At 56.3% G+C, this 14,463-nt stretch carries 17 protein-coding genes; 8 read left to right on the forward strand and 9 right to left on the reverse strand.

Features of this window, described 5'->3' with window-relative positions; all coding sequences use genetic code 11:
• The first annotated feature begins 56 nt into the window (after window positions 1-56).
• From IEN85_RS20040 to IEN85_RS20070, 7 genes are all read left to right on the forward strand, one after another.
• Window positions 57-869 (forward strand): pseudouridine synthase, encoded by an 813-nt coding sequence (locus IEN85_RS20040; RefSeq protein WP_191618884.1) that lies wholly within the window; start codon window positions 57-59, stop codon window positions 867-869.
• Window positions 870-957: 88 nt separating this feature from the next.
• Complete coding sequence (locus IEN85_RS24920; RefSeq protein ID WP_191618885.1) at window positions 958-1,053, forward strand: AURKAIP1/COX24 domain-containing protein; 96 nt, start codon at window positions 958-960, stop codon at window positions 1,051-1,053.
• 472 nt (window positions 1,054-1,525) lie between these two features.
• Window positions 1,526-2,554: a hypothetical protein gene (locus IEN85_RS20050; RefSeq protein WP_191618886.1), complete on the forward strand. Its 1,029-nt coding sequence runs from the start codon at window positions 1,526-1,528 to the stop codon at window positions 2,552-2,554.
• Entirely contained in the window at window positions 2,551-3,159 is a 609-nt protein-coding gene (locus tag IEN85_RS20055; RefSeq protein WP_191618887.1) for a hypothetical protein, read from the forward strand. Before IEN85_RS20050 ends, IEN85_RS20055 begins: the two co-directional genes overlap by 4 nt.
• On the forward strand, window positions 3,156-3,746 hold the full coding sequence (locus IEN85_RS20060; protein ID WP_191618888.1) for a hypothetical protein: 591 nt from the start codon (window positions 3,156-3,158) through the stop codon (window positions 3,744-3,746). Before IEN85_RS20055 ends, IEN85_RS20060 begins: the two co-directional genes overlap by 4 nt.
• A gap of 74 nt (window positions 3,747-3,820) precedes the next feature.
• Window positions 3,821-4,210 (forward strand): hypothetical protein, encoded by a 390-nt coding sequence (locus IEN85_RS20065; RefSeq protein WP_191618889.1) that lies wholly within the window; start codon window positions 3,821-3,823, stop codon window positions 4,208-4,210.
• Window positions 4,211-4,219: 9 nt separating this feature from the next.
• Window positions 4,220-5,956, forward strand: coding sequence for a type II secretion system protein GspD (locus tag IEN85_RS20070; RefSeq protein WP_191618890.1), 1,737 nt, complete (start codon window positions 4,220-4,222; stop codon window positions 5,954-5,956).
• Between the two features lie 75 nt (window positions 5,957-6,031).
• Here the strand turns inward: IEN85_RS20070 and IEN85_RS20075 are convergent, their stop codons facing one another.
• From IEN85_RS20075 to IEN85_RS20100, 6 genes are all read right to left on the reverse strand, one after another.
• Window positions 6,032-6,451, reverse strand: coding sequence for a secondary thiamine-phosphate synthase enzyme YjbQ (locus tag IEN85_RS20075; RefSeq protein ID WP_191618891.1), 420 nt, complete (start codon window positions 6,449-6,451; stop codon window positions 6,032-6,034).
• Window positions 6,452-6,469: 18 nt separating this feature from the next.
• The gene (locus tag IEN85_RS20080; RefSeq protein ID WP_191618892.1) at window positions 6,470-7,471 is read right to left on the reverse strand and encodes a S1C family serine protease; all 1,002 of its coding nucleotides are present in this window, start codon (window positions 7,469-7,471) and stop codon (window positions 6,470-6,472) included.
• Window positions 7,472-7,475: 4 nt separating this feature from the next.
• Window positions 7,476-8,036, reverse strand: a complete 561-nt coding sequence (locus IEN85_RS20085) for a hypothetical protein (protein ID WP_191618893.1) — start codon at window positions 8,034-8,036, stop codon at window positions 7,476-7,478.
• A 10-nt stretch (window positions 8,037-8,046) separates the two neighbouring features.
• The gene (locus IEN85_RS20090) at window positions 8,047-8,676 is read right to left on the reverse strand and encodes a sigma-70 family RNA polymerase sigma factor (protein WP_191618894.1); all 630 of its coding nucleotides are present in this window, start codon (window positions 8,674-8,676) and stop codon (window positions 8,047-8,049) included.
• Between the two features lie 95 nt (window positions 8,677-8,771).
• A complete protein-coding gene (locus IEN85_RS20095) occupies window positions 8,772-9,788 on the reverse strand; it encodes a polyprenyl synthetase family protein (RefSeq protein ID WP_224772748.1) in 1,017 nt (338 codons plus the stop codon).
• 111 nt (window positions 9,789-9,899) lie between these two features.
• Window positions 9,900-10,880 (reverse strand): KpsF/GutQ family sugar-phosphate isomerase, encoded by a 981-nt coding sequence (locus tag IEN85_RS20100; protein ID WP_191618895.1) that lies wholly within the window; start codon window positions 10,878-10,880, stop codon window positions 9,900-9,902.
• Between the two features lie 125 nt (window positions 10,881-11,005).
• Here IEN85_RS20100 and IEN85_RS20105 point away from each other — a divergent pair, with 125 nt between their 5' ends.
• A complete protein-coding gene (locus tag IEN85_RS20105) occupies window positions 11,006-11,776 on the forward strand; it encodes a LysM peptidoglycan-binding domain-containing protein (protein ID WP_191618896.1) in 771 nt (256 codons plus the stop codon).
• Between the two features lie 33 nt (window positions 11,777-11,809).
• On the opposite strand, the gene IEN85_RS20110 is transcribed toward IEN85_RS20105, so the two are convergent.
• The 3 genes from IEN85_RS20110 to IEN85_RS20120 all read right to left on the reverse strand — a co-directional run bounded on the left by IEN85_RS20110 (window position 11,810) and on the right by IEN85_RS20120 (window position 14,438).
• Entirely contained in the window at window positions 11,810-12,265 is a 456-nt protein-coding gene (locus tag IEN85_RS20110) for a transcription elongation factor GreAB (protein ID WP_191618897.1), read from the reverse strand.
• A gap of 41 nt (window positions 12,266-12,306) precedes the next feature.
• Window positions 12,307-12,774: a YiiD C-terminal domain-containing protein gene (locus IEN85_RS20115; protein ID WP_191618898.1), complete on the reverse strand. Its 468-nt coding sequence runs from the start codon at window positions 12,772-12,774 to the stop codon at window positions 12,307-12,309.
• 92 nt (window positions 12,775-12,866) lie between these two features.
• The gene (locus tag IEN85_RS20120) at window positions 12,867-14,438 is read right to left on the reverse strand and encodes a DUF4038 domain-containing protein (RefSeq protein WP_191618899.1); all 1,572 of its coding nucleotides are present in this window, start codon (window positions 14,436-14,438) and stop codon (window positions 12,867-12,869) included.
• Window positions 14,439-14,463: the final 25 nt, after the last annotated feature.

Genomic DNA, 14,463 nt, shown 5'->3' on the forward strand with positions numbered 1-14,463 from the left:
ACCCCCATGCGTTTCCGACGATGGGGGTTCTTTCTTTTCCGAACTGAGCCGAAAACATGAGCAGCAAGAAAGAGTTCATTTCCTTCCCTCCTGGCTATTTGGGCAGCCGACCGGAGAAGTTTCCCTTGATCGCCAACAACGATCGCTATTTCGCGGTGAACAAGCCGTCCGGGCTGGCCTGTTTCCAGCATGAGTGGACGCTGGGGAAGCCGGACCTTTCCATGGCCTTGCGCCGCGAGCTGCTCAACGAGAAGCCCCAGCTCAAGAAGCTCGGCGTGGAGGGGCTCTTTCGTGCTTACAACCTCGACCCGGAGCTGAGCGGCGCTCTCGTTTTCGCCAAGAACGAGGAGAGCGAAGCCTTGCTGAAGAACGCTGTCGGCTCCTCGCAGCTCGTCTTTCGCTTCCATTTGTTGGTGAAGGCGGAAACGGAGGACCGGGAGTTCGTTTGCGATTTGCCTCTGGCCAAGCATTTCCACTCGAAGTGCATGGTGGTGTCCCATCGCACGGGAAAAAAGAGCGAAACGCGCTTTCGCTTTTTGAGGAGTTTCGGTCAGTACCAGCTTTGGGAGGCGGAGACGAACTACTTGCGGGCTCATCAGGTGCGAGTGCACGCTGCCGAGCGAGGCCTCACTATCGTGGGCGAGGATTTCTACAGCGAGGGAGACCTCGTCTACCTCTCTCGCATCAAGCGAGGCTACTTGCCCAGCAAAGGGAGGGAGAAGCCGCTTTACGACCGTCTCTGCGTGCATTTGGTCGAAGTTGAGTTCCAGATCCCCGAGGTCCAGCTCGAGCCTGTTCTCGCTCCCTTGCCGAGCCGATTCGAGACCTTGCTTAAACGGTTGGACGAATACCGGGGCGGACGGGGCTAGCGGTTGAATTTCTGCAATTTCTGCTTTACAGGAATCGGGCGAAGGCCCACGTTCTCGGGCTTTTCCAAAATTTCAAGGGACAAAAACAATGGGTAATCTCAAAAAGAAACGCAGACTTAAGATGTCAAAGCACAAGCGTCGCAAGCGCTTGAAGTCGAACCGCCACAAGAAGAAGGTTTGGTAGGCTGAGTTTTCGACTCGGGGCGCCAATTCGTCCAGGCTGCGGCCTGCGATAAGCTCCAAAGCTGAAAACCGTCGACTTGTCCCCAATCCGGCTGGCGCCCGACTGAATCGCTTTTCGAGCCCGAACTCCAGGAGTTCGGGCTTTTTCGTGTCTGGAAACCTCAAGCCTGCCCCTACGTGGTTTTTTGCAAGTTTACCATAAGGGAAGCTTTGTTCGAAAACTTTTCCGCGAGCCGCGAAGCTGCCCTCTTAGGGGGACGAACCGAGGAACGATTGAGCTCCGGCTAGCTCTTCCCGTGGGGGAGAGCGCCTACCCGTCAAGTTTCTCTTAGGGTGGAAAGTGCGCATCGCCCGATAGTGGATGCCGGCGGTTCCGCATTAGATCACTCTATTCGCCTCAATACCAGCTGGGCGCGTCCGATAGCGTCATATGCACCTCTAGGCGGACAGCGCCTAGGGGAGGCGAAACGACAATGATCTCAGCTAAAAAGAACAATTTCATCGTAGAATACCGTCCTTCTGCGATTCGGGCTGCCCGCATCAGCTCGGAGACCGCCCCCACGGTCGTCGAGGAGGTCGTGGAGATCGACCTCGCGAAGGACGATTCCCCGGCCGAAACGATTCGCAAGTTCGCTCGGGCTAAGGCGAACGCCCACATGCATGCCTCCAGTTCGATCTACCCGGAAGATCGGCTTGTGCGCCAGGTGATGCTTGATGCCCAGAGGGGAAAGGAGGTCGATTTCGTAATGGATTTCCTCCGCAAATCGGGCGGCGTCAATCCCGAGACTTTCTCTGCGTATTGCCTGTCCGCTGCCGATGGAAGCGAGATCGATCTGGCTGCCTACAACAAGAAGGACATTTTGGTCTGCGGAGTTTCGAAGCAAAGCGTGTCCGACACTCAAAGCCTTTTGTTGGAGCATGGGATTTATCCTCGCCGTCTCGAACTTGGGACCTTGGGAACGATCGGGGCGCTGAAGGATGCGATTGGAACGGATGCGGGTCGCTCGCCAGTGCTGTTTCTAGAGATCGACAAGCAATCCACCAACGCTGTCATCGTGGGGCCGAGAGGGGTCGAGATGGCGCGTCGCATCGATTGCGGAGCGAACCATATCGCTCAAGCGCTCAAGGAGGAGATGAGTTTGAAGGACGAAGCCGCTGCGGAAAAAATCCTGCAGTCGAAAGACTTCGATTTGGGACCGATCGCTCCGAAGCTGTTGCGCAAGTTGCTTCGTGAGCTGCAAAGCTCGATTGGATTCTTCGAGGTCCAGACGGGGAGTTCCGTCTCCGAGCTCTACTGCTTAAAGGACGGTCGCTTTTTGCCATGGTTGGAGGCGAGTATCTGCGATTTGCTCAACTTGGTGCCCTTTCCGTTGGATTTGGGCGTTTGGCTGGAAAGCAAGGGGGTGACCTTTGCTTCCGAGGAAACGAAAAGCCAGGTGGACAACACTTGGATCAGCCTCTTCTCGCTTGTCTTGGAGCTTGGAAAGGGAGGTGAGTCATGATCAAGCTGCCCAAGAAATCCGGTTCGGCTAGGAGCTACAATTGGCGTCCGAATTTTCGGGACCTTGAAAGCCTTCCTGAGTCTCGAGTCGTACGCACACGCTTTTTCCTTCCCACTTTCGCGGTGGTCGTGGCATCGCTATTTTCAGCCTACATTCTTTTCCAGGAGTACCGTGCCATGCGAATCGGCGAGGACATCAAGGTGCTCGAGGCGGAAATCGCCACCTACGAGGAGCGCCATGACGAAAAGGTGAAGTACAATGCTGAATTCATGGAAATCAGCCGGAGGCTGAGCGAGGTCGTGGAGTTCAAGCAAGGACGGCTTGTCGCGAGCGACCTGCTCCTAAGCCTGTCTTCCCGCTTGCTGGATGGAATGTACCTGGAGCAGGTGGACTACATGGAGGGTAGGGCGAACATCCAAGGCAACGTTCTCGTTTCAGCTGAGGAAGCCTCTCGCCTCGTTAACGAGTATTTAAAGTCCATCGAAGAAGCGGATGTGATGCAGGGCTTGTTGGATGAGTACAAACTGACCTCCCTTGAGCGAGCTGGCGCAGGGAATGGAATCGTATTCCGGATCGAGGTCACCAAGAAGGAGGAAAAGAAATGACCTTTTTATCGCTCTTTTCGTATTTGAAAAAGAACTACATTGTTTCGATCTGCTCTTTGGTCGCGATTGTGTGCCTCGGTGTGTACCTCGTTCGTAGCGACCAGATTACACGGCTCGCCGCTGATTACGATGACTTGTCGGTGAGGCACTCGCGCATTCTCAAAAACTTGAAGTTCGGATCAGATATCGAAGCGGATCTGGACCGATTGAAAACGATGAGCGAGGAGATTGAAGCGCGTTTGTTTTCGCCTGAAGACCTCGCTACGAATCAACGATATTTCTATCAGATCGAATCTGCCACGGGGGTGGAGATGGCGAGTATTCAGCAGATCATTAAGCCGCTTCCAGAAGGGAAAAACAACAAGCAGGCGCGTATGAAAGCTGAGAGGTCTCCCTATCAGGAGATTATATATGATATGAGTGTTCAAGGTACGTACACTGAGGTTTTGTCATTCCTGCGAGAAATAGAAGGCGGTGAAGCGTTCGCGGTACTAGATGGTTTCACCATAATGGATTCCAAAAGCAAGGAAGCTGACCCTGAGGTCGACATACGTCTCTCAGTTAACGTTCTGGGGAGGAAGTCATAATGCAATTGGTTCGAAAATTGTCGTTAGTCGCAATTGCCCTTTCCTGTTTCTTGGGGGGCTTGCAGTCAGCCATCATGTCAGCCGAAGCCCGTATGAAAGCTTTGGATGATATCCAAGAAACGCTGAATAATAAGGTTCTTCCGATAGAGGAGGAGCTGATCGCAGTCGCGCCAAGTCCATTTGTTCCAGATAGCGGAAAGAAGGTTGTCGTAGAGGAGGAGGTCGAAGTCGTTCTAACCGATGAAGAACTTCTCAAGGAATTAGCTAACTACGTAAACCCCACTGGCATATTCATGTTCGGTGGAGAATTTTATCTGATCTTCAAGGAGAAGAAGCTAAAGGTCGGTTCCGAATTGGGAATCACGTACAACGGCGCGAATTACAGTGTCGTTATAACAGAAATCACAGGATCTACATACAAAATCAGCCGTGGTGATTCGGAACTACAACTAAAACTTAAGTAAATGCGTTATATGAAGTCCAACATTATAAAATCAATTGCAGCGACCTCGATCGCTCTGGGTATTCCGCTTCTGCATGGTCAGGAAGCTCCGCCAGCTGGGACCGTTCGTGACGGTCTGGAAAAGTCGGCGTCGGTGGTCAAGGAACAGGAACCTTCCGGACCCAAGATAACCGATATTGACCGTTTGTTCGACAATCCAGCTGACAACCAGGTAGAGTCTGCGGAAGAGGGGAACGGCGTTTCAACGATTGATGATTCCTTTGCCTCTCCTATTGGAAATGAGATGGTTTTGGACGCGTCGGATTTGATATCGGTGGATTATCCCAACGAGGAGATTCGTACTGTTCTTCGGAATGTTGCGGATCTCTATATGTTGAATATCGTGGTGCCAGACACCCTTGTTGGAACTACGTCCATTAAGCTGCGTGACGTCACTTGGCGTCAGATCTATTCTGTTGTTTTGGAGCCTGTCGGGTATTCGTTTATCGAGGAGGGCTCTATCATCAAGGTCGTTAGTCGCGACTCTTTGAACATCGAGCCGCCGATCACTGAGATCTTCATGGTTAATTACGCTGAGGCAGACTCGATCGCTGTCACTCTTCGCAATCTTGTCGATTCGAGCAAGGGCGGCGCGGTACAAGTGGATCAGCGCAGCAACGCCCTGATCGTCTCGGAGCGCGCTTCCAAAATGGACAACATTCGTGCTGTGGTTGAGCGCTTGGATAAGCCTACTCAGCAGGTTTTTATCGAAACCCGCTTTATCGAAGTAACTGACACGGACGTAAAGAATATCGGTGTGAACTGGTCTACCTTGCGAAACTACGGTGTGGGCGTTGGCAACATTAACAAGCAGTGGGGGAGCTCTTTCGACAGGGCTCGCAGTGAAGGCGGAGATAGCGAGATCTCAAATCAACGTAACTTGGGTGATGTTGCTTTTACGAGCGGAGGTGCGGAGACGAGCGGTATGGGCGTGAATCGTGGTACTCTGACCAATAACTTGTCAGGAGAAACCTTGATCGATATGACCTCTACTGGGGAAAGCACTCTGATGACGCATGCTGTTAATAACCTGTATTCCCTTGTGGATACGAAGGGAGTTACTCGTTCTGCGTCTGCTGTATTCTCAGCGGATCAATTCGGATTCGTTCTCAGCGCGTTGAAGGAGCAGGGTGGCAGCAAGCTGGTATCTAACCCAACGGTCGTAACGCTCAACAACCAAGAGGCGACCATTAACGTGGGTGAAGAGTTTCCGATACCAAACTACCAATACAACGAAGAAACAGGTGGTTTCGAAGTAAGCAATTTTGAATACAAGCAGATTGGTGTGAACCTCAAGGTTACTCCCTCTGTGAACAATGCTGGCCTCATCAACCTCAAGGTTGTGCCGGAAGTTAGCAGCCGTACGGGGGTCGTGAGTTTCGGCGGCTCAGGCGGCGCTTCCATTCCGCTGATCTCTACCCGCAAGACGGAGACGCAAATTGCCCTGAAGGATGGCTTTACGATGGGTATTGGAGGCTTGATGGAGAGCTCTGACAACTCGGATGACAGCCAAGTGCCGGTTCTGGGCAAGGTTCCCGGTCTGGGACGTTTGTTCAAGCATGAGTCCAAGCGTGAGACGAAGCGCAATCTACTCATCTTCATCACTGCAAAAATCCTTCCAAGCGAGGAAGCTGACTTTGAGGACGTATTCTCGCAGGAAATGATGGAAGCGTCTGGAGTCGACCCGGTTGCCTTGAGGAACCGCTAGTACCCAGCAACAGAAACGCAAATTTACTTCAGTTGGACGCTCCTCGGTTTTCGGGGAGCGTTTTCTGTTTTTGTCCTACTCGCCGATCACGGTCACGATCAAGGAGCGGGAGTGGGGAGCGGTACGATGTTCCCAGAGGAAGATTCCTTGCCAGGTGCCAAGGAGGAGGCGGCCTTCGGCGAAGGGCACGACCTCTGCGCTGCGTGTTAGTGCCATTTTTATGTGGCTTGGCATGTCGTCTGGACCCTCGTAGGTATGGGTGAAGTGCCGGTCGTTTTCCGGAACGAGCCGACTCATGAAGCCTTCCAGGTCATGTCTGGCGCTCGGATCGGCGTTCTCCATGAGCACGAGGCTGCAGCTTGTGTGTCGGCAAAAGACGGTGACGGTACCGTTTTTGAGGCCGCTCTCGCGAATCGCATTACGAGCTTGGTCGGTGATCTCCAAGGTTCCCTGACCTTGGGTACGGACATTGATCTCGGAGTGGTAAACTGCCATAGGCGGAATGCTTGCCGCTTATCCGTCCGTGAGCAACAACGCGATTTCCGATTCTGTCTCGCCCCTTTGAACCGTAATGCTGACGAACTGTTCGGCTTGGCTGGAGAATAGGGCGTCTCGCCATTCGTTGATGCTGGAAATGGGCTTGCTTTCGAAACTTAGGATCTGATCGCCTCGTTTTAAGCCGCTCTTTTTAGCCGCGCTGCCTGTCTCGATCTCGGAGACCACCAAGCTGCGCTCCAGTGTGATTGGGTCGATTCTCTCGATGATCTTGGCATCAAGACTTGGGTGAAAGACTTTCCCCTTTGCCAGGAGCTGGTCCACTATGTGTTTCAGCGAGGCGTTCGGGACAATGTAGCTTGAATTCACGTCTGGCAGCGATGCGACGCTCATTCCCATGAGGGATCCGTCGCTGGCGAAGACGGGCGAACCTCCCTCTGCAGGTCCGGATGAGATTCCGATGCGAAGGTAGGAGCAGGGGAAGTCAATCTGGCTGAAGCTGCTTTCTCTGCCGGTGACGATTCCGAGTTTTGGCGTGGGCGCGAGGTCAAGCGGGCTTGTGATCGCGTAGGCGAGGGAGCCGATGGCGGGTGGCGGAAGGGCGTTGGCTAGATCGACGTATTGTATGCCAGCGGGTGGTTTTGCGACCTGAAGCAAAGCGATGTTGCTTCGCGCGTCCGAAGCGATGGGAACGGCCAGCATCTGCAAGCCGTCCTTCTCCACTCTCAGGCGAGGCCCTTTTTGGGTGGGTACCGCATTGGTGAGAACGGTGCCTTTGGCGTCGATGTAAAATCCGGATTGGACGGTGAGAGCTATCTTTTCCTTGCCGTTCTCGTCTGTCGTTTGAGTGGCGAACTTAACCTTTACGACCGTCGGGCGATAGTCGCGGTAGAGTTGGATGAGGCGGTTTTCGCCGGGGACGAGCTCTTGGCTGGCTAGGGCTGGATTGGGCGGTGCACCACTCGCAGCCGCGACGAGCGTGACGCTCGTCAAAGCGATTAGTCCGACGCGGCGAAGCATTCTGCTAGTAGTTTGGCTGCTGGCGTAGGACGTTTGCCCCGTTCGTGAGCCCGACGGAGTCGCGGGAGTAAGTGACTGGCGTCGCGTTGAGCAAGTACCCTTCGTCTTTGCTGCCGAGGCTGCTGAGAGCGTTGACTTGGTAGATCGTATTGCGGTTAGGCGCTTCGTCCTGCGCGGGGACGGCGACTTCTGTGTTTACGACGAAGTAGGCGGGGGGCGTCTCGTTCTTTTCGGCCGACGCCAAGGGGATGCGCTCTGGTTTGAGCTCTGCCTCAGTCGAATCTGCCAGGTAGGGCGAATTCGTGACTGCGAAAAAGGTGATCGCTACAGCGCCGGCGGCCGCCACCGGGGGAGCTGCCTTGCGGGCCAAGATCATGCAGGCGCGGCGGAGGCGCGTGCTGACGGGTTGGATTTGCACGAAGGTGGTGAGCTGCCGGCTGCGAAACTCTTGGTCGAAGCGTTGCCAGTAGGCTGCGTCCGGACGCTCCAGCTGCTTGAGCTTTATGAGTTGGCTCAGGCGTTGGTCGGCGTTGGTTGCGGAAGCGGTTTGTGGGTGGGCGCTCATCGATGTCGGGCTACTGCACGTAGTCTTTCAGTTCGGCTTGCAAAAATTGTTTGGCGTAGTGGAGGCGGGAGCGGACGGTCCCGACAGAGGTGCCGACGATTTCGGCGATTTCCTTGTGGCTGAGTCCGTCGATTTCGTAGAGGGTGATGACGGTTCGGTGCTTGACGGAGAGCTTTTGGAAGGCGTCGTTGAGCTTTTCTTGAAGCTCGTTCATCAGCGTATTCTTATCCGAGTCGGAGTCGGTCTTCAATTGCTCGATGAAGCCTGCGGAGTGGTCCTCTTCGTTCATCTTCTCGAAGCTGAAGAAGCGGCGCAGCTTGTTTTTGCGAAGATGGGTAAGGGTTGTGTTCAGGGCGATGCGGTAGAGCCAGGTGAAGAAACTGGATTTGCCTTTGAACCTGCCGATCGATTGGAAGGCCTTGATGAACGCGTCTTGGGTGAGGTCCGAGGCGTCTTCGCGATTGGAGGTGAGGTTGTAGACGACAGAGTAGATGCGTTCGCGGTATTTCGTGACAAGCTCGTCGAAGGCGTCGACGTCGCCGGCCTGAACCTTGTGCACGATAGCAAGGTCCTCGTCGGCCTCCTGACGCCTTTCCGGCGTGGAAACCAAGGTCTGTTTTATGGCCTTGCTGATGCTCATCTAGGGGTTGCAGGGATAAGTTAGTATCCTGAAGTTATAGGGAAACTGGCGTGAATTTGAAGCCGCTTTTTTACTTTTACGAAGTTTTGGGCGACCTAGAGGGCGTCCACTTGGTTCCATAGGAGTTCGCTGATGGTTCGCAGATGGGCGGCGGAGGGGTTGTCCTCGAACGATTGGATGGCGGCGCGGCCTTTGGCGATCTCGTCGAAAATGGCTTGGCGAACCTCCTCGAAGATTCCCATCTCGCGGAGCTTGGCGAGCCAGTAGGGAACGTCGGCCTCGGTTTTTCCGGCCAGCGCGTCGCGGAGGGCTTGGGATTCCTCGGCTGGCAGCCGGTCTCGCATGAGGATGAGCGGCATGGTGGGTTTGCCGGTGGCGATGTCCGTTCCGAGCGTCTTGCCTATCTTTTCTTGCGATCCGAAAAGGTCGGTCATGTCGTCGTAGATCTGGTAGGCGATGCCGAGGTGGCGTCCGAAGGAACCGGCTGCCTTCACGTATTCGTCGCTGAAACCAGCGAGTCGGGCTCCGAGGTGACAGGAGACGCGAAAGAGCTCTGCGGTTTTGAGATCGATGACGCGGAAGTAGGTTTCCATGTCGAGGTTCGGGTCGCCTCGCTGCATGGTTTGCAGGATTTCGCCGGTGCAGACTTGGCGCATGGAAACAGCGATGTCGCGGCAGACTTCCGTGGTGGGGAACTGGGTGGCGAGGTAGACCGCATGGGAAAAGAGGGCGTCGCCCAGGAGAACGGCCGTGGCGTTGTTGTATTTCTTGGCGACGGTGGCTCGGTTGCGGCGGATCTCCGCTTCGTCCATGATGTCGTCGTGCACGAGGGTGGCGAGGTGGATGGTTTCCACGACCGCTGCGAGGCGGACGAGCTTTTCGTCGACTTCCGAATTTTTGTTCCAGCCGCTGAAGAAGATGAGGGAGGGGCGGATGCGCTTGCCTCCGGTGTCCATGCTGTAGGCGACGTGCTCGCGAATCTCAGGCTCGAAAGCGGCGATCTGCTGCTCGAGGAAAGCGTCCAGCGCCTTCAAGTGCGGCTGGAGTAGCTGGAAGAGCTCGGGCAGTTGCTTTGAGGTATCCGAGCCTTGGGTCTGAGTCGTGTTTTGCATCGATCGAAATGGGAGTCAGTATGCATCGCATACGACGTGTCCATTGCAAACCCGAATGCGTTTGCGAGCTCTCTTGGGTTCGGGCGGAGTGCGAGCCGTGGGAGCGAAGGCCTAAACGACGCGGACCTTGGTAAGGTCCTGCCCGTCTATGATGCCGATCGGGCGGTTGGCATCGTCCACAACGATCAAATCGTCGATGCTGTGCTTTTCGAAGGTTTTGAGTGCTTGTGCGGCGTAGGATCCGCTGGCGATGGTGATGGGCTTGGAAGTCATCACGGTGCTCGCGGGACTCTCTAGGAAATTGGGGTGGCTGAGGATGTAGCGACGGATGTCTCCGTCGGTCATGATGCCGGCGAGGGTGCCGTCCTGCTCCATCAAGGCGACGCAGCCGGAGCTCTTGGCGGACATTTCCGCGAGGCACTCCTTGCAGGTGGCGGTCTTGGGGAGGGCGGCGAGTCGATGGGTCGGACGCATTATTTCGTCGACCTTGGGGGAGAGCACGCGGCCTAGGGCGCCGCCAGGGTGGAACTTGGCGAAATCTTCGCGGGAAATGGAATTGAGTTCCAGAAGCACCATGGCGACGGCGTCGCCGATGGCCATGGCGGCGCTGGTGCTGGCGGTGGGGGCGAGCTCGAGGGGGCAGGCCTCGCGATCGGCGATGTAGGCGAGGGTGGCGTCGCAGAGTTGGGATAGGCTGGATTCGGTCTTGGCAGTGACGGCGATGGTTTGCACGTCGAAGCGCTGTACCATGGGAAGGAAGCGCAGGAGTTCGGCGGTTTCGCCGCTGTTGCTGAATGCGATCACGGTGTCGCCTTGGCGGCAGAGGCCGAGGTCGCCGTGCAGGGCTTGCACGGGGTCGAGGAAAGTGGAAGGGGCTCCGGTAGAGTTCAGGGTGCCGACTAGCTTTTGGCAGATGTGGGCATTCTTGCCGACGCCGCTGAGGATGAGCTTGTTCCCGCGGGCGAGGGTCCGGTGGAGGATGGAAACGACTTCGGCGAATCCGACCCCGAGGGCGTCGCGGGTGGCTTGCAGGGCGGCGATTTCGATATCGAGGCAGCGTTGGCCTTTGGCGATGATTTCAGTTGTTTCCATGAGGAGGGGGCTCAATTCTGTGTATTCGTTATTTAGGACTTGGAAACGGGCGGCGGGTTGCTGTCTTATGCACGGAGAGACGATACTAAATGACGCTAAGGGCAAAGGCTTCCAGATTTTTTTTGATGACCCTCGTGGGCTTCCTCTTTGCGGCGGGCTGTTCCCAGCAGAGTTCGCTCGAAGTGTTGAATGAGGACGAAGATCCGATCTTTCGCCGCGCTCGCGACTTGTACGCTCGTGGCATGGAGAACGAAGCCTTGGAGAATTTTCTGAAATTGATCCAACGTCGCAACGGCAATGCTCCCGAGTCGCATTTGGATGCGGGCAACATTTACCTGAAGCACCTGCGCGACCCGGTTTCCGCAATCTACCATTTCAAGCACTACGAGGCTTTGCTTAAGCGAAGCGATCGCGAGGATGCTTCCGAGCGAATCGAGCTCGTGCAAGAGAGGATCAAGGCGGCCAAGAAAGAATTCGCCATGACTTTCGACGCCAAGGTCTACAAGGATCCTCTTGAGCGTCTCAAGCTTTTGGATACGATTGAGGCGCTGCGATCGGAGAACGAGGTGCTCAAGCGGCAATTGGTGTCCGCGCGCAATCGTTTGAACGATGGCGCGAGCGAGCAAGTGGCTTACGAGCCGCCTGCGGAGTCGGTGCCTGTCCGTACCCTGAGAGCGGATACGTCGCCGCGGATGGAAACGCCGCGTTCCGAGCCGGTGAGTCAGGTTGAGGACTCTCAGCGTCGTTACACGATCCAAGCGGGTGATTCCTTGTACAAGATTTCCCGTCTCGTTTACGGGGATGGAAGCCGTTGGCGGGAGATACTGAACGCGAATCGGGACGTGATCCCCGACGAGAGCAGCTTGCGGGTGGGCGCGACAATCCGTATTCCGTAGGGATTGGCGAGCGCTTCTTGGAAGCCCGTCCGTTTATTCGACGCGCAGGATGCGTCGGTCCCCGGCGCTGCCGCCCAGTGACTTGCCGATGAGCTGATGGCCGAGCGGCGACTTGGGCGTCAGTACGGTGATGGAGCCGGCCTCGGTCGCGATTTCGAGTCCGCCGCGAGCGGGGCCAATGAAGAACTGCTCGCGGCCGGCGTTGCCCAGCGTGGTAACCAGCGAACCGATCGCGGCGGGTCCGCTGTGGGGTTCCTTGGGAAGGCTGAGGTTTCGGTAGGCTTGGAGAGCGGCCTTGAGGTCCTTGGCGTATCCGGCTTGAGCGCTGGCGACATAGGACGTTTCGAGGGCTCGGGTATCGTATTTGTTTTCTGGGCGCGATTCTTCGTCGGTCGCTTCGTGGGCGCTTTCGAGAGCTGCTTTGGAGGCGGAATCGAGCTCTTGCGCGATGGTCTTGATAATGAGGTCGACTATTTCTTGCTTTTGCATGGACGCAGTTTGGGTGGGGAGTCCGAGCGTGGAGCTGGGAGCTATGCGGGATCCAAGTCGCGCGTGTCGTATTCGCAAGTCAACTTCGAGGTCTCGCCTAGTTCGTCGCTTAGGGTGGTGACGAGACTGACCTTTGCTCGCGCCTTGCGGGAGAGCATGCGAAGGAACTGCTGCCATTCCTTGTCTCCGGGCAAGGTGCAGGTGGCGTATATGTTTCCTGAGTTCGAGTCGATTTCCCGGTTTTTGGAGAGATTGGCTTGGGTCAGGCTGGTGAAGGGCTTGTAGTTGAGTCGTTGCAGGGAGATTTGCAGGAAAGCCCAGCTGGCGAGATTGCAAAGGTTGAGCACGCTAGTGTCCGAGAATCCGTCGTCGGTGACGGTGTTTACGAATTTGGGTGCGGATAGTTTTAGCGCTTTGTCGGTAGCTTCGACGACTTGGCAATTGATCGCTTTGGAGAGTGGGACTCGGGTATGGAGAAATTCTTCGACGCGTTTTAAAGGCAGTTCCATTGAAGGTAAATAATGGCGCAGGCTGCGTAAGTTGTCGAATGGCTAAAGCGATATTTGCTGATGGAAATGCCAGTCAGCCGGAGCTTTATGCGCTAATCGCGTTGTATCCACAGAACCCAGTCACCCGGCTCGGGCGTGAGAAATATGGTGGACGCCTTGGTGATCTCCACCTGTCCGTTCCATTCGCCTGTCGTGGGCGAGAACCAGCGAGCGGTTCCGTTTGCGAAGGGGAGCTCCAAATTGAACGTGGTGAAGATGTCGCTGGCGCCCGCATTTTGGTCGGAATAGAAGCCTTCGCCCTTTTTGCCGGAGTGCCCCTCGTGGGCGTCGGGGTTGGAGATGTATATGATGCACTGGTCGCTGTTGGGCGAGCGCATGCCTTTGGCGAGCAGGGGCTTGTTGCCGCCGAGGGCATCGTCGGGGATCCAGCCGACGAGGGAGCCGCAGGTTTCGCGGATGAAAGTTTGGATGTGCAGGAGGTCGTGCGCTCCGGATTTGAGGCGAGCGGAGTGGCAGGCGTCGTAGTAGCCGACGATGCCGGCGTGGTGGCCGCGCCCTTGGCCGCTGGTGTCGAGACCTTGGTAGGTGGGGTGTCCGCCGGAAAGCAGCACGCCCCAGAATAGGCGGCGAAAGTAGTAGCGTGGTTGCAGTGGGGCGAGCTGGTACTCGGCTCTGTCCTGGTCGAGGACGAGTGGCTTGCGGGTGAGGCTGGCGTTTTGGGCGACGTAGGAGCCATCCACTTGTCCCAGAGAGGAAAGGGAGGCGTAGGCGCACCACTTTTCCCTGTCGAAGAGGAAGTTGGCGTACCGAGGTTGTCCGCAGGTGATGAGCGAGTGCCAAGGCGATTGCTCGTAGATCGTTTTGCCCAAGCGGGAGAGGGCTTGCAGGGTGACGGCGCTGTCCTTCGCGGGGTCGATTTTCGAGGCCAAGTTCCAGTGGACGTTTGCCAGCGAACTGTAACGTTCGGTGATGTAGCTCACGGCGAGATGCGTGAGCGGGTCGCCCTCCTCGAAGCGGTCCAGCTCGTCGCGATCCTCGGCGAAGAGGTCGAGCTGGAACTGCATGCGTGGGTAGCGGTTGAGGGCGTAGAGCAGTCTCTTTTCGACCTCGTCCCAGAAGGGCAGGTTCAGCTGTTTGCGATGAGTGTCGTAGAAGTTTGCGGCTGAGTCCGCGGCTGCTGCGAGCCGGACACGCAGCTTGGTAAAGCCGGCTTGAGCGGCTTGGTCGATGTAGGCTCGCCAATTTTCTTCGCCGGCTTGGAGGAGCGTTTCCGCGATGTCGCCGCTGTGGAGAAAGTAGCTGCCGTTGTCGTAGACGAATTGGCGCGGGTCTTGTTGGGAAGCGCGGAGCTTGCCTGGCAGGTCGGTTTCGTCGACTTGTATGTGTCCGCTGGCGACGCCTTTGCCTGCGGAGCTCTTGGCCTCCCATTTCCATTCGCCGGCCTCGGGCAGGTAGCAGCGAGCCACGGCTTTGCCGTCGCTTGTGGCGAAGGCTTTTGCGGAGATGCGGGCCCCGGACGGAAGGGTGAAGGTGAGGTGGAGAGGGAGGACGGGAACGCGGGCGGTGACCACGTGATCTCCTGCGAATTCCAGTTGGTGGCAGCCTCCGCGTTTTGCGTTTTGGCTGCCGATGCTTAGTAGGTCCTTTTCGGAGTTTGCTGGCATGAATACAAGAGGCGAGGGGTGGAGG

Source organism: Pelagicoccus enzymogenes, from assembly GCF_014803405.1.
Lineage (GTDB): Bacteria > Verrucomicrobiota > Verrucomicrobiia > Opitutales > Opitutaceae > Pelagicoccus > Pelagicoccus enzymogenes.